This window comes from Paenibacillus spongiae (genome assembly GCF_024734895.1).
GTDB classification, from domain to species: domain Bacteria; phylum Bacillota; class Bacilli; order Paenibacillales; family Paenibacillaceae; genus Paenibacillus_Z; species Paenibacillus_Z spongiae.
Map to the genome: position 1 here is coordinate 4044575 of NZ_CP091430.1, position 19186 is coordinate 4063760.

Annotated in this window: 13 protein-coding genes; 5 read left to right on the top strand and 8 right to left on the bottom strand. The window is 46.7% G+C overall.

Annotated elements, in window-relative coordinates; translation table 11 throughout:
* Positions 1 to 729: 729 nt before the first annotated feature.
* From L1F29_RS18445 to L1F29_RS18455, 3 genes are all read left to right on the top strand, one after another.
* Entirely contained in the window at positions 730 to 1356 is a 627-nt protein-coding gene (locus L1F29_RS18445) for a Type 1 glutamine amidotransferase-like domain-containing protein (protein WP_258383525.1), read from the top strand.
* Between the two features lie 301 nt (positions 1357 to 1657).
* Positions 1658 to 2131, top strand: a complete 474-nt coding sequence (locus L1F29_RS18450) for a DUF2975 domain-containing protein (RefSeq protein WP_258383526.1) — start codon at positions 1658 to 1660, stop codon at positions 2129 to 2131.
* Complete coding sequence (locus L1F29_RS18455) at positions 2128 to 2331, top strand: helix-turn-helix domain-containing protein (RefSeq protein ID WP_113035934.1); 204 nt, start codon at positions 2128 to 2130, stop codon at positions 2329 to 2331. Before L1F29_RS18450 ends, L1F29_RS18455 begins: the two co-directional genes overlap by 4 nt.
* A gap of 772 nt (positions 2332 to 3103) precedes the next feature.
* Here L1F29_RS18455 and L1F29_RS18460 read toward each other — a convergent pair.
* The 3 genes from L1F29_RS18460 to L1F29_RS34480 form a co-directional block, all read right to left on the bottom strand.
* Positions 3104 to 4015 (bottom strand): N-acetylmuramoyl-L-alanine amidase, encoded by a 912-nt coding sequence (locus tag L1F29_RS18460; protein ID WP_258383527.1) that lies wholly within the window; start codon positions 4013 to 4015, stop codon positions 3104 to 3106.
* 99 nt (positions 4016 to 4114) lie between these two features.
* The gene (locus tag L1F29_RS18465; protein ID WP_258383528.1) at positions 4115 to 6904 is read right to left on the bottom strand and encodes an SGNH/GDSL hydrolase family protein; all 2790 of its coding nucleotides are present in this window, start codon (positions 6902 to 6904) and stop codon (positions 4115 to 4117) included.
* Between the two features lie 156 nt (positions 6905 to 7060).
* Complete coding sequence (locus L1F29_RS34480) at positions 7061 to 7480, bottom strand: ester cyclase (protein WP_373876555.1); 420 nt, start codon at positions 7478 to 7480, stop codon at positions 7061 to 7063.
* A gap of 217 nt (positions 7481 to 7697) precedes the next feature.
* Between L1F29_RS34480 and L1F29_RS18470 the strand changes: the two genes are divergently transcribed.
* Complete coding sequence (locus L1F29_RS18470; protein ID WP_258383529.1) at positions 7698 to 9746, top strand: DUF1492 domain-containing protein; 2049 nt, start codon at positions 7698 to 7700, stop codon at positions 9744 to 9746.
* A 419-nt stretch (positions 9747 to 10165) separates the two neighbouring features.
* On the opposite strand, the gene L1F29_RS18475 is transcribed toward L1F29_RS18470, so the two are convergent.
* From L1F29_RS18475 to L1F29_RS18495, 5 genes are all read right to left on the bottom strand, one after another.
* Positions 10166 to 11758 (bottom strand): extracellular solute-binding protein, encoded by a 1593-nt coding sequence (locus tag L1F29_RS18475; protein WP_258383530.1) that lies wholly within the window; start codon positions 11756 to 11758, stop codon positions 10166 to 10168.
* Between the two features lie 38 nt (positions 11759 to 11796).
* Positions 11797 to 12678, bottom strand: a complete 882-nt coding sequence (locus L1F29_RS18480) for a carbohydrate ABC transporter permease (RefSeq protein ID WP_258383531.1) — start codon at positions 12676 to 12678, stop codon at positions 11797 to 11799.
* Positions 12679 to 12695: 17 nt separating this feature from the next.
* Positions 12696 to 13658 (bottom strand): ABC transporter permease, encoded by a 963-nt coding sequence (locus L1F29_RS18485; protein WP_258383532.1) that lies wholly within the window; start codon positions 13656 to 13658, stop codon positions 12696 to 12698.
* 108 nt (positions 13659 to 13766) lie between these two features.
* Complete coding sequence (locus tag L1F29_RS18490; protein WP_258383533.1) at positions 13767 to 15404, bottom strand: response regulator transcription factor; 1638 nt, start codon at positions 15402 to 15404, stop codon at positions 13767 to 13769.
* Positions 15379 to 17238, bottom strand: a complete 1860-nt coding sequence (locus tag L1F29_RS18495; protein ID WP_258383534.1) for a cache domain-containing sensor histidine kinase — start codon at positions 17236 to 17238, stop codon at positions 15379 to 15381. Before L1F29_RS18495 ends, L1F29_RS18490 begins: the two co-directional genes overlap by 26 nt.
* Positions 17239 to 18056: 818 nt before the next feature.
* Between L1F29_RS18495 and L1F29_RS18500 the strand changes: the two genes are divergently transcribed.
* Positions 18057 to 19148 (top strand): glycosyltransferase, encoded by a 1092-nt coding sequence (locus tag L1F29_RS18500; protein WP_258383535.1) that lies wholly within the window; start codon positions 18057 to 18059, stop codon positions 19146 to 19148.
* Positions 19149 to 19186: the final 38 nt, after the last annotated feature.

A 19186-nucleotide genomic window follows, 5' to 3' on the forward strand; every position in this document is an offset into this window, starting at 1 on the left:
TGACAAGGCTGCCAGCTCGTTTGGCAGCCTTGTTGCGCTAACGGGCAGGATAGTGTGGTACCAAAGTCGAAAATAAAGTTGTAAGAATGAAAAAGGAGGAGTAGCGATTTTTAGTCCAAAAACAGATTATGACTTTAGAATTTACTCCGATGATAGAAATTCATACATAACTTTCTCCTTAGAACAGTACGTACATAGCAACCACCTGCCTAGCTTATCTTGTTCCATTGAAGTTCTCGATAATGAATTCACAGGTTGGAGCACAGATGTTTGGTTTTCAATAGATGAACTGATTCAGTTTATTAGCCGTCTCGAACAATGGGTTTTATCACCAACATGCAGTATTAGTGCGATGTCTCCTGAAGATTTTACCATGTCACTTCAACGTATAAATCGAAAAGGCGATATATTTCTATCATATTCAATATCAACTTCAAAATATATGGGCAACGAGTTCATAAGGACATCCCTTAATGGTGGGTTTATTTATGATCAGGAATACCTCCGTTCGGGTATTGAAGACCTGAAGCGATTCACTTCTGTCGCTAAAACTCAAACTAATACAGACTTTAGGTTTGATTAGGTTAACGGGGAACGATAGTTGAACGATCCAGGAAGCAGTATGCCACGGCAGCTGCTCCTTTTTTCATTAAGCTAAAGGGCAGAAGCACTCAACAACTCAAGACGACTCAACTATTTATGTAATCGTAACTAGGGGGATAAGCAAGCATGAAATATTACCTATCATCATTCAAGATTGGGAATGAAGAGTTAGAATTAAAGCGAATAACCGAAAACGGAAATAAAAGAATTGCTTTTATCAGTAATGCATTAGATTTTGCGACTGATCTGGCAAGAAGGAGGCAAAGTGATGCATTGGACATATCTGAACTTGAAAGCCTTGGTTTTCATGTAGATATCCTTGATTTGAAGTGCTTTTTTAATAGTCGTAACGAATTGGAGACAAAACTGGAAGAGTATGATGTGATTTGGGCAAGAGGTGGAAATACATTTGTTTTAGCACAGGCGATGAAAATAAGTGGGTTCGACGAAATCATAAAGAAGTTCCATAAAAATGGAAGAAATGTCGTTTATGGGGGATATAGTGCTGGCATCTGTGTTCTTGGACCAACACTAAAAGGATTTCACTTAGTAGATGATCCGACCCAAAAACCCTATGGGGAACAACATCAAACGGTTTGGGAAGGATTAAACGTTTTAGATTACGTAATTGCCCCGCACTATAAATCAAACCATCCAGAATCTGAAGATATCGATAAAGTTGTAGAATATTTAATCGATAATCAAATACTCTTTAAAGTTCTAAGGGATGGAGAAGTATTAGTCATTGAATAAGAAAGTTAATTTTGAACTAACGAGGAACGATAGTTAAATCAAACAAGGAGCAGTTTGCCTCGGCAGCTGCTCCTTGTTTTCGTTAAGCTAACGGGCAGGATAGTTTAATCATTTTCGTGAATAACTTCAATTAGTGGGTTCATAAATATGTCCGTATCTCGGATCAAATTTGAAGGAGGAACAAATAAGCCGTATGGCTTCTTCCTTTTTAAATAACTTATTGAGCTCAAACAAAGGAATCAATACATTTTTATTGTAAAACGATAAATGAAGTGATAAAATCAAAAATGAGGTGAAATAGATGAAAAAAGAGACGCTCTTTTTAAAAGTTGTTCTGGTTGTTATGGCAATTCCTGCATTAGTGATGTGTTTTTATGGACTCCCAGCGATGGCGCATAGTATGATGCCGGATTTCCCGGATATTAAAGTTTATCTTTCCGCTTTTGCTGCGTATGTGGCGTCTATTGCGTATTTATTTACGCTACTTCAGGCATTTAAGCTTCTCAGGTACATCGATACAAGAACCGCTTTTTCGCAAACCTCTGTTTTAGCGCTTAAGAAAATAAAGCGAGCGGCGGTTGTCGTATCACTCATGTTTGCATGTAATCTCCCGCTTTTCTACTTTGTAGCTGACGGCGCAGACGCACCAGGCGTCATGGTCATCGGGCTATTTATAACCTGTGCGCCAGTCGTAATCGCAGTATTTGCCGCAGTTCTTGAGAAACTGCTCAAAAACGCGATCGAGCTCAAAGAAGAACAGGAGTTGACCGTATGATAGTGGTTAACATTGACGTCATGCTTGCAAAGCGGAAAATGAGCGTTACTGAGCTATCGGAGAAAGTCGGCATTACAATGGCGAACCTGTCGATACTTAAAAACGGAAAAGCGAAAGCAATTCGAATCTCAACACTCGAAGCGATCTGCAAAGCACTCGATTGCCAGCCTGGAGATATTCTCGAGTATCGGCAGGATTGAATAAAATAAAAAAACCCGCCGTACGTCGCAGATGTAAGTAATGTCTTCGCCTTTGAGGCTAACGGCAATATGACACTATACCATAAGCTGCAAACACAGGACATCGAATTGGCAAAGAAATATCTGACCGACCATTAAGCTAACGGGACACGATAGCTTAATAAACAACAACGCGGCTGCCGGCATGGATCGGCAGCCGCGTTGCGCTAACGGGCAGGTTAGTGTGACTGTAGAAGCGAAATTATTAATAGATTTATTTTATCAATAAGTCAGGTTTGGGACATCATGTGGCATCAGAATAACTGTAAAACATAAAAAACAAAGTTAATGTGAAATGAGAAGTAGAAACGTGAAAAATGAGCAGACATTATTAATTTCCAGTAGCAGGAAAAAGTTATTTGGACACAGAAGATAATTGCCGAAGCTCGGGGAATGTCGACCCAGCAGCTTATATACAAAGGTGCCTATTTATAGACATATGTATAAAATACGGGTTTTGTGTAAAAGTATCATCTTGTTTGGCCGATTTACACCGCATTTGTTCTGGCTGCTGGCGGCGTGCGCTTTTTGTTTGTTAATGTTTTCTTGCTTCTATTGTCAAAAATAATCTTGTTACATTTCGGGAATTCCAATTGTCACCGCGATTTACGCAGACTTCATTCGGACAAACATCCGACATTTCAAAAAGGCTGCCGATCTGATCGGCAGCCTTCGATTCACGCATCCCTTAACATTCTAATCCGAAATATGCTAGAGTTATGGCTTTTCTTACCTAACCTTTGAAGTTAACGGTGCAGGTACCGCCATCCCATTCAATCTCATGAGAGATTACAGCAGCCACTTCACGAGCCCAAGCATACCCGGTTTCTCCTACAAACACCGTGGTTTTTAACACCACACTGTTTAAGATGACTTTACCAGAATTTATATCCCAGTCCACCGGCGTTCCTGCCGCATCCCCAATCGCACGAATCGGAACAAAAGAATTGCCTTCACGCATGAAGCCGCTCACTTCAATAAGCTTACCATTAACTGCAATAGCCACTTTATGAACAGTGGGCCGTATATCTGGTTTTTTGATTGTCTCTTCCACAAATTCAACACATAGATACTCACAGACCCCTCGTGCGATTTCTTCAGCACATTCACTCCGGAAAGCATCGCTTACCAGCAGGGTCGCCTCCTCCAGGTTATCCATGAACGCTGCTTCAACAAGCGCTGCTGGCATATTCGTTTGTCGTAAAACCGCAAAATCTGCTTCACGCACCCCACGATTCACCTGATACGTATGTTCAATCAAGTATTTGTGCAGCACAGCGGCGAAGGCTCTGCCTTTCTTAGATCCTGGATAGCAATAGGTTTCAACTCCCTTTGCACTTCCCCATGTTCCCGTATAAGCGTTAGCATGGACACTCACGAAAAGGTCAGCACCCTTGGAATTAGCCAGATTCGTCCGATCGGTCAGTGACGGATCATCGTCTCCTGGCGCTGTCAGTAAAACGTTGATCCCAGACCGCTCCAAGTGAGCCTTGCACTTGGCGACCACAGCACGATTAAATTCATTCTCGTGCATATATCCTTGTTTTGTTTCTCCTTCTAATCCGCTATGAGCAGGAAAAATAGGCGTTCGTTTACCTGGCGTTTTCATTCCGTGGCCATCATCTAATGCTACTAAGTACCCCATATTTCTTTTCTCAGCTCCCTTCGCTCCCGGGGCTTTTGGCTAAGCTGCTACGTGTACGGGATTTGAGCCGAACAAAATCTCTGCTTACTGCATGCCCGCTTATAACAGCGGTATAATCGCGTCGGCATAAGCTCGCGCGCCTTTCGGATTCGGATGTCCGACGGAAGCGACGCGGCAAATTTCCAAATCGATGCCGTCCTGGTTGGCAGCGATACATTCGATGTTGCGCGAGGGCGCGACATGAACATCCTCTGGCGCTAAATTCGGATGAATGCCATATACATACGGATCGCTAGTCAAGGCCGCATGGGACGTACCCAAATTGGGATCCGCTAAGAAGATGCGATTGCCGCCTACAGGCACAGGCATCGCATTGACGGCGTTAACCGCTTCCTGTAGATGCTTTCTCGACAGGTCGTGAACTTGCTTGCAACGGTTAATAATTTGGTTCAGTTCTAACGCTCCGATCCCGCCCAACACGATTCCGCCGCCAGGCCCGGCGACGCCGACACCGAGTGCGATCAGCATTGCTTCCACCGCCAACAGATTGCTGTGCTCAGATAAAATCTGATAATAGCCAGTCACGATTATTCTCGCGTTTTTGAATTTCTCCCCAACTTTTTTGAGCAGTGTTTTCATATCGTCGAAGAAAAATTGCTTCGCCATGGGCGTTAAATCTGGCCCGTGCGGATTGAGAACGTTTCGGATGTCTATATCGTTCATGCCGCCATCCACAAGTACGAGATCCACATGATCAGGCAGATCCGTGAACAAATCGACCTGCTGAAGCACGGTCGGAAATTTCGTCGGTACTTCTCCCGGCAAACTCGGATGGATGTCCGTCACACCTGCACCGATAATTGCACCCGAGTGGGCCAGCACCGTTTTGTAGAAACCAATGCCTCCTTCACGGACTTGCACGGCGGAAGCGACGAGTGAATGGAACTTCTCCTGCTCCAGCAGCCCTTGACCCCATTGAATCGAGTCGCCGATGACGAGCATATGGAACGTTTCGAGCACGAGCACGATATCGTTGGTAGAGATTCCATCTGGCAGCATCACTTTCACCCGAATCTTCTCACCGGATGGATTCGGCTGTACGTCTGCTGGGCGCACCAGCGTAAACTCCAGCTGCGATGGGCTTAGCACATGAACGTCCGGCATATCCAGACCATCCACCTTCACCATTGCCTTCTCCGTGAAGCCGCTGCCGATAAGCTGCACCTTCCCTCCCGGCCGTACCCGGCTCTGCTTCGCCGATACCAGCTTTGGCAGAACGTAGATCGTCCCTCGGTTCGATAGCGTGTTATCACTTTGTCTCACCTGCACCGAATGGCTTCCACCTGCAAGGGAGGGCACCTTAAACTGCATTTTCGTATCACTGTAAACAAGTGTCTGCGCTTGAACGCCGCCCACCAGAACAACGTCGGTTTTTGTGAATCGTTTTCCGTCGAGCTCCACCGTATCATCGATATATGCCGAAGTTGGAGCGGTGCTGAATATTGCAGGCACCAGCAGCTTTCGCCGGAATTCGTCGGCATCAATCACCTTCATGCTTACCGGTTCACCCTGCGGGCCTCCGTCTTTGCCGGGAGGACCGGCTATTCCCGCTGTGCCTTGCGCGCCCGGTTGGCCGGCCGAACGGCCGTTTTTCGGTCCGCATTCTTCGAATGCCGCTTTTACCGTAGCGCCGACAGCACCGCCCGGTCCGCCTGGACCTGGTACGCCCGGAATTCCTCCCGGTCCGCCTTCACCTCCGTCGACAGTCACATAAAAACCCTGCAAGTAGCTGTTAATGACAGCTTGCGGCGCATAGAGCGACAATTTCCCTCCGCGCCCCCCTTCTCCACCTTGCCCGCCTCTGCCGGCCGCTCCCCCCCGGCCTCCGTTGCCTCCTGCACCTGCACCGCTTGCGCACCAAAGGCCAGCCCCATCCTTGATTCCCGTTCTGCCCTTCGAGCCTCTGCCTCCGGCTTGACCATCCTGGCCGTCTCCGCCTGACGTTCCGTCTTGGCCCCGCAGATCAAATGCCGGCCGGCCGTTCATCTCAAGCACCCATACCTCAAGCTCCGGGCCGTCAGTTCCGTCCCAACCGGGCTCGCCCATTACCCCCGGCAGCCCATCGACCCCCGTAACGCCGCTTAGCGTCGTCGACATGGGCCGATCCGCCGGTGGAGATAGTTTCGTTCGTTTGGCCGGCTTTTGAATAAGTGGTCGTTCCCAAGTAAACGTTACATTTTTTCCGACCGTTATTTTCTCAGCGAGGATGATCAGATACTTTTGCGGGTTTTTTAAAATCACCGTCGTATTGTCTGCCAGATGAACCTCCTGTGCCGCCCAGTATGCGGAATTTACAGGGACGGTCGTCAGGCTGCGCATCGCAGCACTAGAAGCCGCATCACTCAAAGGCTCGGAAGAAAAGGCAGTAGTCCTTGGCTTTATATTCGAAGCGGCCGTTTCCGTCAGAGATTCAAACGGATTGCGGACAGGGGAAACTGGTCCCACGATAGGACTTGGAATGACAGGTATAGTAGGAATTGCTGTCCCCTGAGTCGGAAAGGGAATCGCTTTAAGCAATTGGGCACGGCCTCCCGCCGGTACAAAGCGCTGCAAGCCTTGTACCATCGAATCAGCGCGGAAGGCAGACTGGAACATCGTCTCTGCTCCCAGCACATTTGGTTCCGGCCTTGTCAGTCCTGCTTGTGGGATAACGTTGCCTCTAATCGTAAGCGTACCAAGTCCGGACAAACTCGTAATGCCGAACGCCTCTATAATTGCTTTATGTTGGAGCATTCTGCTGTTAACCGCATCAGGCGCGGCAGTCACTGCCGATAAATTAAAGGGCATTGGTTTGACCAGTACCTCTTTCAGCATGGAATGGCTTGACATTGGCAACTACTCTCCTTAACTTTTCTCGATTTTCCGTACACCTTGTACAGATATACGGAATGGTATCTTAGTAATTTATTTCCAATACTGCCATCGATTGATCGCTGACATTCGTTAGCGCGTTATTCAAACCTACCATTCAAGGCACGCTGCGCATTATTCAATTGAAATGACGCCGAGCTGTCTCATTAAGCCCAGATCATCTCTATATAGCCATACTTCAGAAATCTTACCGTTCTCTAAGCGGAAAATATGAACACTTTGAATAACTACCGACTTCCCTGTTGCAGGGATATTTAGCATCGGTCCTTTGTGCGTTCCGGTAAAAGTAGTCTGGGCTACTACTTTATCGACTTTCTCAATAACCTGCTCTATCCGGAAATGCATATCAGGGAAGGAGGAAAGATACCTTTTCGTAATTTCGATTGCCTGCTTCAGCGTTACATGCTCCTCCCCGCCGGCATGATGCAGCACAAATTGCGGATGAATGATTTCCCCTATCTGATCAAAGTTCCCGTTGTTGTGAACTTCATCAAAATAAATCCGTACGAGTTCCGTATGATTTGACAGTAGAATCCCTCCCTCTTCATTGAAATCAACTGCTTACTCCTTTCTATACTTACTTTTATCACGGGCTTACTTTCACTCACAATACGATATTCACTTTCACAAGACTCTCATTGCTGCCGTTCATTTTCTTCGTAGTAGCAAATAATGTTCCATCATATTAGAATGAAATCACAACGAATATCATATCCTTTCCGAAAATCCATACTGGGGGGGGGGAACATGTATGGCTGTTAATCACGATCCGAACAAAGCAAGAAATAAGTCATTTTTGGGGCGAGATCAAGAGCTTTCCTACATGAAAAGCCTACTGGTCGAACCCGGCATCCGAGCCCTGCATGTTTATGGGCCTGGAGGTATCGGCAAATCGTCTCTTCTACAACAATTATGTCAGGAGTACGATGGGTGCGAAGCGTTTATTGTCCATCAGACCGATAAGGCTGCAGTTCATTTTGTTCATGTGTATCCCGAAATACCCGGTGATTCCCGCTCTTCATCCCGTTCCATTCCCATAGATGAGATGGGCGAGTTCATCAATTTAATTGCATCTCGCTGTGAGATGTCACTATTGATCATCGATCCATTCGACCAGTGGATGCCGTGCTACGATTGGATCACCGCACGATTAGTCCCCTTGCTTGCTTCCAACGTCCGTATATTGTCAGCTTCACGGTTCCCTCTGGAAATCCCTTGGGAGCTTCATACAAGGCAAGAGCAAACGATGATTCATAACATGGAATTAAAGCCTTTTGACCAAACGACCAGCTTTCGGTTTATTGAATCATTCGGAATTCACGACATCAGCCACATCCATATGATTTCAAAAGTCGCCAGAGGCTTCCCCTTTGCCATCCAAACAATATCTCTTGATATTCTACGCGAGAATATTGATGTTCTAAGCTCACGACGTTATAAAACACAATTTTATCAGAAGGCCGTCATGTACCAATTACAAGATGTGCGGTTAACCCAAACACAGGCCAAAATTCTCGATGCCGCTTCCCTGCTGTGGAGCTTTGATTATGATTTGATCACACATTTACTACAGCATGAAGTCACCATTAACGCATTTCGAAAGTTTTGCGAGTTACCCTTCATAAAGCTGACTTCAGATGGATGGCAAATTAACAGTTCAATCCGATATTGGTTTCGCAAAGAGTTCAGCTTCCGATCACCGGATACCCACGATGCCTATCAGGATAAAGCCAGACCCTTCCTTCTAAAAAGATTGCATCAAAGACCACCGGCCGAACGATCGGAGCTCTACCTGCAACTGCTTCACCTCATCGACAAAGAGATTCTTCATATGTATTGTTTTCTTGAATCGTTCGATGAATTTGATATACGGCCCTTACCTCAACAAGAGCTTCCAGCAGCACGGCAGATGTTCGTCTCGTTTCACGAAAATGTACCCGGTTTTTTCCCAGACATGACGAGGCAAGAGTTTTATTTGGAGACTTATTGGGAGATGAGTCCAGATACATTCTGCGGCTTTTACAAGAGCAATCAGCTTGTGCTCTTCGTCACTGGACTTCCGCTCACCCCTGCTATAAGAAAAGAATTGATCAACAATCCCACTTACAGCAACTACATCAAGCGTTCCACCTATCAGGAGAACGAGCTGGTCATGTGGATCGCTTCATTCCTTCCGGATTTCGGGTCAAGCGCTATTGGCTTAGCGTTTATGTACGGCTATTCCCGGTTTGCCCCCAACAGTCTCATGACTGTCATCGCTCCATTCCCGGAGGCGCATCAGCTCATGGATAGCATGGGATTTCAGCGGCTTGTGTGGGGAGATTACGTTTCACAGGAAGGGGTCGAGTACAAAGCGTATCAGTTGGATTTAAGGGAAGGGCTGCTGTCGGAACGTTTTCGGGCAACCGAAGGCACCACGCTGCCCGTCAGCGTATTATCGCGCACCGAAGCCATTGAGCATACGAAAAAGCTGCTCCATCAGTTTCATCAATTCGAAGAAGACGAATCCTTCATGAATGCATGCCCATACCTCAATAATTATGCCCGTTCCAAAAATGAACGGATTGAAGAGGCAAACAAACTGAGAAAAGAGATCCAATCGATTATCAACGAATGGAGTAATGGTACCGGATTGAACGTGACATACGGGACTATTCTGAACATGTGCTATATTCAAAAGTCGGGGAATCATGAGTCCGTAGCTATACGTCTGAACATGTCTCCAAGCACCTATTACAGGAACTTGAAGAAAGCCATTGCCAAAATGTCCGACGCCCTAAGTGAATTTCGCTATCAATAGGGGAAAACGCACCGGAATGTCTTCCCCGCTTCTATCAGGAAACCAAGCGGACTAATAACCTATTCACGTTAAATTCATCACGATATATATAGAATCCCCCGCAATCATGAGCCTCTCTCATGATTGCGGGGGGTTCTAGTCGTTCAGCGATAGCAGATTATGCCCGTCTCCGAATAGGATGTCGACGGGGCCGAAGGCGCGCTCCGCTTCTTCAATCACTTTTTTCCAATCCTTCCTTCGTGACATCCTGTTTAACAAATAATAATATACATTTCCCCTTGTAATTTTCACCTCCCAGTAAACATACATGCTTAAATGACTCGTTTTGATTTCAGTTTTACTCAAGAAAGCAAAAATGCTGCTCCTGGAGAGTTTCTCCATCGAGAGCAGCATTTTAGATTTGATAGGCCTCGACTGCGCTACTTAAACACAGCCCTCATTTTCTCACTGTTCTTGTTCCATACGGCCTCTACCTTCGCCATTCCCATACTCTCTGCTTTCTGTACAAATTCCTCATAGAGCCGTTCAACCTCGTTCCCGCCTTTGGCCATGATAAAGGTAGGAAAGGCGGCATTGAATTCAGTTTTGATTTTCTGCAGAATTGAGGCTTCTTCCAAATCGGCATCTGGCAGCAGATTCAACATATAGAATTTCATATTCTTATGCGGCAGATAAAGGTCAAGCGCTTCTCGCTGCTCGGGATTCTTCTTCATCTCTCCGCCTTGGATCCAGTGATCGTAGAGATCGAGATTGAAAAAGTACGGCCCGATTCCCTGCTTGGTCGCGTAAGTGGTATCGGCTTTCATCGCCTTCAAAAACTCGTCCGTGCGTACTGGCGTATCCCCGTCCATCTTCCAATCCTTGTTCTCTTCTCCAAAGTGCGTTAGCTTCTCGCCTTCGTCTGAAAGCATATATGACATGAATTTAATTGCTTCAGCCTTATGCTTGGAGCTCTTGGCGATGGACCATCCGGTCCACCCAATACTGCCTTGTTGCAGGATGGTCGCATTCGTGAACAGTGGCGCATAGACGTACTGGACGCTCTTATTGTTCGGCGGATGATAATACCCGTTGCCGATCGAGTCGATCAAATAGAAGACCTTCCCAGATTCCTTGGATGCAGTCTTCTGTTCGCTAGTGAGCGTCAAATCTCCGCGAGTTATGAGGCCGCTTGTATACATTTTATTAAACCATTTCAACGCTTGCACGTAATTCGGATCTTTGTAGGTTGCATATAGCTTGCCATCCTTCTCGTAGTATTTCTCGATTCCGAAGTTCGCGATCAAGAATTGGTACCCCCCAGGCGCGCTATCAAAATCGAATTTTGTACCCCCGATCAGAATGGGCATCACGTCGGGATACTTCTGCTTGACCTCAATCAATACGTTATATAAATCTTCGGGCGTATCCAACTTGGGCTTGCCGATTGCTTCGTAGATATCCTGCCTGACCAATGGAGCCGGATTCCACGGTCCTACCGGAAGAAATTTATCCAGGTTGCTGGGCCTCATTTCTGCACTGACGAAGGCGTAGTTCTTGCCGTCTGGGGCGGCATTCATTTTCCAGTACTCATCTCCCATCCGCTCCCGCAGTTCCGGCGCATACTTATCCATCAGCGGCCCCAGGTCTTCAAATTGTCCGGATGAGATCGCCTTCTTGTAGGTTGGGTTCTGGATTTCATTGACAATGAAGTCCGGCAGATCGCCGGAGGCAAGCATGAGATTGAATTGCTGGTTATCGTCGGTTGTCGGCTTCGAGAACTTCAGCGTTACGCCCGTCTGATCCTGTACGAGCTTGGAGATGCGATTCGATCCCCATTCCGGATAATTGGCCCAGGAGATGTTATAGAACATATCCAAGGTAACCGGATTCGCATCATTCGTGGAATTTTCCGCCGCATTCGTCTGCCCCTCGTTGCCATTGCTCGTACTACCAGAACACCCGCTTAACATCACCGTAAGGATCAATAGTGCGATTTGGATCTTGCCTCTGCTTTGAAGAAATTTCACCATTCTGCCCGACCTCCTGATATAAATTGCTTATCTGTTCTTTAGCCCTTAACCGCGCCAAGCATGATACCCTTTGTGAAATACTTTGTAATGAAGGGATAGATGGCGATGATCGGCCCGATGGCGATCATCATCGTCGCGTATCGAATCGATTCTAACGTGTAAGCTGCAGATTCATTCGTAACGCCGAGCTGTTGCTTCAGTTTTTCCTGACCCGCAGCAAGCGCGATCGTTTCAAACAAGATCAATTGAAGCGTCTTCAAGTTCGGATTTGTCGTGAAGAATTGCGAGTCAAACCAGGAGTTCCACTGGCCGATTCCATTAAACAACGCAATGGTGGCCAAAATCGGAGTAGAGAGTCGAAGCACGATCCTGAAGAAAACAAAGGCTTCGCTGGCGCCGTCGATCCGTGCTGCTTCCTTCAATGATGCCGGGATGTTCTTAAAGAATGCGATAAACAGAATCGCGTTGAAGAAGCCGAACAGATTGGGGATGATGAACACCATGAACGTGTTGAGCATGGATAAGGATTTCAGGACGAAGTAAAAGGGAATGAGGCCGCCGCTAAAATACATCGTAGTGATGCCCATAATCATATAAAATTTCCGAAACATCAGGTTTTCTTTGGACAATCCATAGGCGACCGCCGCCGTAAACAATACACTGGATAACGTACCTACTACCGTCCTTGCGGTCGTCACCAGCAATGCTTTGCCCATTTGATGATTTTGGAATGCGACCTCGTAATTGGCCAAGGTGAACACTCGTGGAAACAAATAAATCCCGCCGCGATTGGAGTCATGCCCGTTGTTGAACGACATGACAAGGCAATAATAAAAGGGATACAACGTTATGACGATGATGAGAATCATGAAAAGGTAGAGTGCCGTATCCGCGCTTTTCTCTTTCAGGCTTTTTTTCATTTCAGATTCCTCGCTTGTCAGAAAATAGCGTCGCCGTTGATTTTGCGTACCGTCCAGTTAGCCACGTAAATCAAAACCATACTGATAACGGACAATAGCAGTCCGGCCGCCGCCGAGAAAGAGAACTGTCCAAGCTGCAGCCCCATCCTCAGAATGTACGTATCCAGTACGTCGGAGACGCCCATGTTGAGGGGGTTTCCTAAGATGTACGCTTGATTGAAGTTTGAGCTTCCCAGTCCGCCTCCCAGCAAATTGCCGATGCCAAGAATAAGAACGACGACGATCGTGTCTTTGATCATGGGAACCGTGATCTTGTAGATGCGCTGAAACCTGCTGGCTCCGTCGACGATCGACGCTTCATACACTTCATGGTCGATTCCTGCAATGGCAGCCAAGAAAATGATGGCGCCGAATCCTGTAACCTTCCAAATATCCGAGAGGAGCGCGATCGCCACGTAATAGCCCGGATATGAAAGGAATGGAATTGCCTCCTTGATCCATCCAAGCTTGATCAGAATCGGGTTCAACACCCCGTCGGACGCGGCGCTGACAAAGATTATGATCATGCCGCCTGCAATGACCCAGGATATGAAGTTGGGCAAGTAGCTTGACGTCTGCACAAATTTCTTGAAGAAGTTATCCTTCAGTTCATTGAGCAACAACGCAAAGATCAGCGGACAGAAGAAACCAAGCACGAACTTGAGCGAACTTAGTACGACCGTGTTGCGCGCAGCAATCCAAAACGCCTCGTCGTTGAACAGATCCTTGAAGTGGTGCAGACCTACGAACTTACTGTGCACAAAGCCAATGGAAGGATTATAATTCTGAAAGGCCATGACAATGCCGAACATGGGCAGGTAACTAAAGACGAGCAAGAACAGGCCGCCAAGTATCGCCAAAGACTGAAAAAACAGTTCTTTTCTGAATCTGTACACCATGCCGCGAGAGTAGCTTTTCTCCGGGAAGCGTCCCGAATTCATTTTCATACCTCCAATCCTTTAGATAGAAAGCGCTGTCAAATTTGGTTCTGCTCCTATCGTAGCATCCTTGAAGCTTGCATAAACTCCATTATTTTTGGAATCACTCTCTTATATTGAGCTCATCGTCCGGTTTTTATATTCAAGCGGAGTCATCCCCGTTAAGTCTTTGAATACCCGGAAGAAATACGTATAGTTGTTGAAGCCGACCTCTTTATAGATGTCCTTGACACGCAACTCGGCTCGGTCGATCAACGCCTTGGCCTCCTCTACCCTAACCTTGTTCAGATACTCGACGAAGCCGAGACAATATTCGTCCTTGAATAAGCGGCTGAGGTAAGAGGCGTTGATTCCGAGCGCGACAGCTGCATCATGAAGCGAAATGTTGCGCCTGAAATGCTGCCGGACATATTGAACCGCTTTCAAGCCATACGGGCTTTTATTTCTGCCGCTCGGACATCGCTTGAGCTTCGCAAATAAGCTTGCATAGACGTCGAGCAGCCAATGGCGAATATCGATGATGGTTTCAAACTTCTGAGGCTGATTGTAGGGGATATCGTCGCTCTTATACAGTTCTTCAATGAAAATCCCGAATTCTCGTGCGACCCGATGGAGCAGATTGATCAAATCCGCGCTAACAAGCTGTATGGACTTGAAGCTGTCCTTCTCCTCTAACATCTTATTGAACAAAGCTTCGATATAATCGGCAGTCCCTTCATCGTCAAATGCCCGGATCCGCCGGTTAAGCTCCCTCTCATCTAGTGCGCTCAAACTAAATACGGCAGCCTTCTTCCGAGGCTTGACCGTTCCATGCCAGAAGACCATGTTCTTCCCGTCATAAAACTTATCCGCCAGTGCCCGCTCTGCCTCACTGCAATACTGACTGATATCCGCAATATCCGGGCATTTTCTGCTGACAGAGAAACAAGCCGTCAGGTTGAGTTGCCGGGCAGCGCTTTGCCGGATGCTTCCGATTGCTTCCGATAATTGATTGTAAGTATATAATTCACTATGTACGTGACCCAGCGAGACGAGCATCACGAAGCTACCGTTATCCAGTTGTTCCATGATCGTTGATCCGACACACTCCATTGACTGGATCGCGATGTCTATGAAAGTTTGCGCAAGCACAGCCAGCTCCGAAGCCGAGTAGGTATCCTGCATTTGGGAAAAACCGTCGATTTCGGCCATAACGACCACGATGTTCTTCGTATCGAGTTTGATTTGCAATGCCAACGCTTCCCTAACGATTTCTCCACGGTCACCGATCATGCCAGTCGAAAGGCGTTTCACGAAGGAGCTCACAGCGACCTTCCGGCCCATCTCCCGATGAAGTTCATGCATCACTCTTTCACCTAATTCCGCTTTTTCGCGGTAGATGCCGTTACGCGTCTGCGTCAACAAAGCAAGCATGTTGTCGGCGTTCAAACGATGTTTCAACATGTAGTCCACTACCCCGGATTTCAGGCTGTTCCTTACATATTCGAAATCATCATAGCCGCTCAACGCGATCATCTTTACTCCGGGATAATGATGTGCAACGTACGCGATGAACGCCACGCCATCCATTACGGGCATGTTCATGTCCGTGACGATGATATCGGGCTCGACTCCCGCCAGCAACTTGATGGCTGCGATGCCATTCTCCGCTTCACCGCAAAGAACGAAACCTTGTCTCTCCCAGTCGATCAGCGTCCGCAATTTCGCGCGCGCTGGGATATCGTCATCCACCAGCAGCACTTTGAGCATCTTCGTTCTGCGCCTCCTCACTCTTCAAAATCGGAACGATGACTTCCACCGTCGTGTACATCCCCACAAGACTCGTCATGTAAATGCCGTAAGAATCACCAAAGAACAGCTTGATTCGATCGTCCACATTCCGGATTCCCATCCCGCCAATACGTTTTCTGCCCTCCGAGGACGCCTCGTTCCTTATTGCGGCCATCTCATCTTCCGTCATCCCGATGCCGTCGTCCGTAATGGTGATCCGGATACGTCCCTCCTCTTCATAGCCCTTGACCATGATTACACCTTGCCCTCTTTTCCCGGCGATCCCATGAATGAGGCTGTTCTCCACAAAGGGCTGAAGCATGAATTTCAAAATTCTGCAATCCAGAATAGATTCATCGATCTCGAAATAGAGTTCAAACAGATCGAAGTATCGGTATTTTTGGATATTTGCGTAATGTTGCAAATAATCGATTTCTTCTCGAAGCGTAATCAAGTCTCCACCTTTCCCCATCGCGACATGCAACATTTGAATAAGTGACGTAACCAAGCAATCGATATTGTTGGCTTTCTGTTTCTGTGCCAACCAACGAACGGTATTCAGCGTATTGGATAAAAAATGAGGATTGATTTGCGCTTGCAGCGCTTTCAATTCCGCCAGTCTTTTCTGATCTTCCTGTTGCTTGACGTTAAACAGTAAATTGCGAATTTCATCGACCATTCGATCAAAGTTACCTGACACAACCGCAAGCTCGTCCCTATGGATATCTCTTATGCTGTTCGTGAAGTCCCCCTCTTTGGCGGCGTCCATAGCCCGAATCAACTTCTTGAGCGGCTTCGAGATGCTTCTCGAGATGACGGCAGACAGATAGATGGCACAAGCAAAGCATAAGCCGGTAATCAGCATAATGGTATATCCGAGCTTGCGCGACTCGGCATTCAGGAACGCATAAGGTACCCAGCTTATCAAGTACCAGTCGGTTTTGTCGATGGGTGCATATACAGCCAATTCCTTCCTTTGGTCAAGCGTCACATCGAAAGCACGCTTGCTTCCGGTTCTTTCATTGCTTACAAGCTGCACCGCAAGATTGCTCGCACTCCGTGCCGATGCTTCGGCATCTTCGAGTGGACTGGCGACAATCTTTCCGTTTATGGTCGTCACGACAATATGCGCGTCCTTCCCGATATCAATATTTGAGAACGCATTCAATAAGAAGCGACTACGGACAGCTACGACAAGTGTGGCAACCTCTTTATCCGTTATAAGCGATTTGATCTCTCTCACGATAAGCACGCTTCCCGTCTCATCCTTGAATGGAGGAAGCATCCAAATATTCGCGCCTTTATGAGCGACTGCCAGTTGCCTTAGATGGGGAAAGACTTGGGCAATGCTGGCCTGGTAATGTACGCCTGCACTTTCTTGTGAGACAATGCCAGTGAACACATTACCGACTGTATCGAAGATCTCCGCTAATTGCACGTCCTCTACAATCGAAAATTTATCACTCAAGTAGCTGTTGACTTCATATTTGAGCTTCACCGTATCTTCATCTGTTTGTCCATTGTAGAGTTGAAGGTTGTTTTGAACGATTTTGGATAAGTAGACTTCGTCGGCGGCCGCCTCGACTTTTTCCATTTTGGCGCTAATGTTCTTGGATACCTCGTTCAACATTTGAATCAAATACGATTCTGTCTTGGCATCCATTTCACGGCTTGATTTGTGGTATGCAATGAAACCCGTCAGCGAAAGAGGGAGAATAGACAGCAGAATGAATGAAATCATCAATCTATTCTGAATGTTGGCGTTGCGAAGAAAGGCATGGATCCAGTTATCGAAGCGGGGAATTTGTTTCATCGTTTCGCTCCTCCGGTAATCTTTTTCCCAACAAGAGCTCGTAACAGCTAGAATAGTTGCCCCTCCAAGCAAAGACGTTGTTGGCGGGCCAGCCTAATTGACGACCGTTGCAGCCTGTCAGCGATTGGTCTTTTCAGTAATACCAATTTGCCAATTGATCGAATTGGGGCTAAGGGTATTGCTTGTTATGTTCGTTGCCTTTCAGTATTGGCATCGCCGGACGTGGATCATAAAAAGGGTACCCGTTCAATGATTTTGCCGCTAGTATTGTTCCGTCCTCACCAAGTATTTCTAGGATTTATTCCCAAATCCTCCCGCATGAAGATGAAAGAATACCGGACGTGAATATTAGGAGCGCGGAAAGCGGAGATTTCTTACTCTAAGTGACTTTCCGCTAAACATCATTAGCGGTCATCGGGCAGTCAGAAAATGGCTTGTTACTTCCGCTAAGGCCGTCAACAACAGCCGAATACATGTCCGCAGCTGCTTATTACCAAACAACTGCTGGCTCTAACGGCTATATTCAATTTCTTTTGTGCTACCGTTAATCCATACAGATAATTAAGAAAATAAGCTGCCGCGGTCAAGGAGCTATGTTGTTGTCACAAGTTGGCTAAGGACGCAAGTTCTTGTCAACTCATTTTGACAAGAACTTGCGTCCTAAAAACAAAAAAAGTCGCTACTAAGCGATTTTTAAGTGTTATGTCTATCGTCAATTCCGCCCATTATTTACCTATTCATGAAAACAGCCCTCTCATGAAAATTACTATTTTCATAGTATAGACTATCTTGTAATCGGTAACTCGGGATGGTGAAAAATGAGAGTTTTAATGTTGGTATCGCAGCTGAATTTTGGAGGAACTGAAAAATACATTCTTTCTATATCCCGAAGTTTACTAACACACGGGGTTCGGGTCGGTGTCGCATCTAAAAAAGGACCGCTTGCAGGCTCATTTATAAAAGCGGGAATCGCACTTCATTATTTGCCAACAGGAACAAATTTCAACAAGCAATCCCTATTATCTTCGATTATTGCTAAAGGATCGTACGACCTGATCCACGCGCATGATTCTAGGTCGTTTGCTCTTGCAGCAACCTTAACACGGCAGTATAACATCCCTTTAATCGTTACCGTTCATGGTACTTATCATCATCGGGCTGCCTTATTAGCTGCAGCTAGGACTTCCAAACGCGTGATTTCGGTTTCGCCGAAGCTGACTAGATGGTTGCTGAACCATAAAATACCCGCTAACAAGATCCAGATGATCCCTAATGGAATTGACGTCATAACGTACCGCACTGCATCGAATAAAAATCACTGGCGAACGGCACTTCGTTTACCCCAAGCCGCCCAAATTCTTCTGTACGCCGGTAGATTCTCCCCTGACAAATATCCCATAGCCAGAAATGTGGTCTTAGCAGCAGAACGTATCGCCAAATACAACCATCAATTTATAGCCGTTCTAATTGGACCCGGTTCTCGGACAAACCTGGTTCAGCTTGCGGCAAATGTCAATCGCCGTCTTGGCCGAACAGCGATCATCATTCGTCCTCCAATGTCTAATATCCAGCATGCCTATTATACCGCGGATGTTGTAGTAGGCACGGGGCGAGTTGCCCTTGAAGCAATGGCATGCGCCAAACCCGTTGTTGCAGTAGGCGTCGCTGGATACTGCGGTATCGTGCATCCGGGAAATATGAATAAAATGATTCAATGTCACTTTGGCGACCACGGTGCTTTTACTCCGACAACAGCCAATAAGCTTACGGCAGACATTAATAGCCTGTTAAGCAATCCAATACGGGCCCGCGAATTAGGGATAATCGGGAGCTTGACAGTTAAACAGAGATTTTCTATTAATAACGTTTCTTCTCGGATACTTAATGTTTATAAGAGCCATTATACGTAGTAAAGTGCGAATCCTACGGCTCGGCGTGCCCCGGCGAC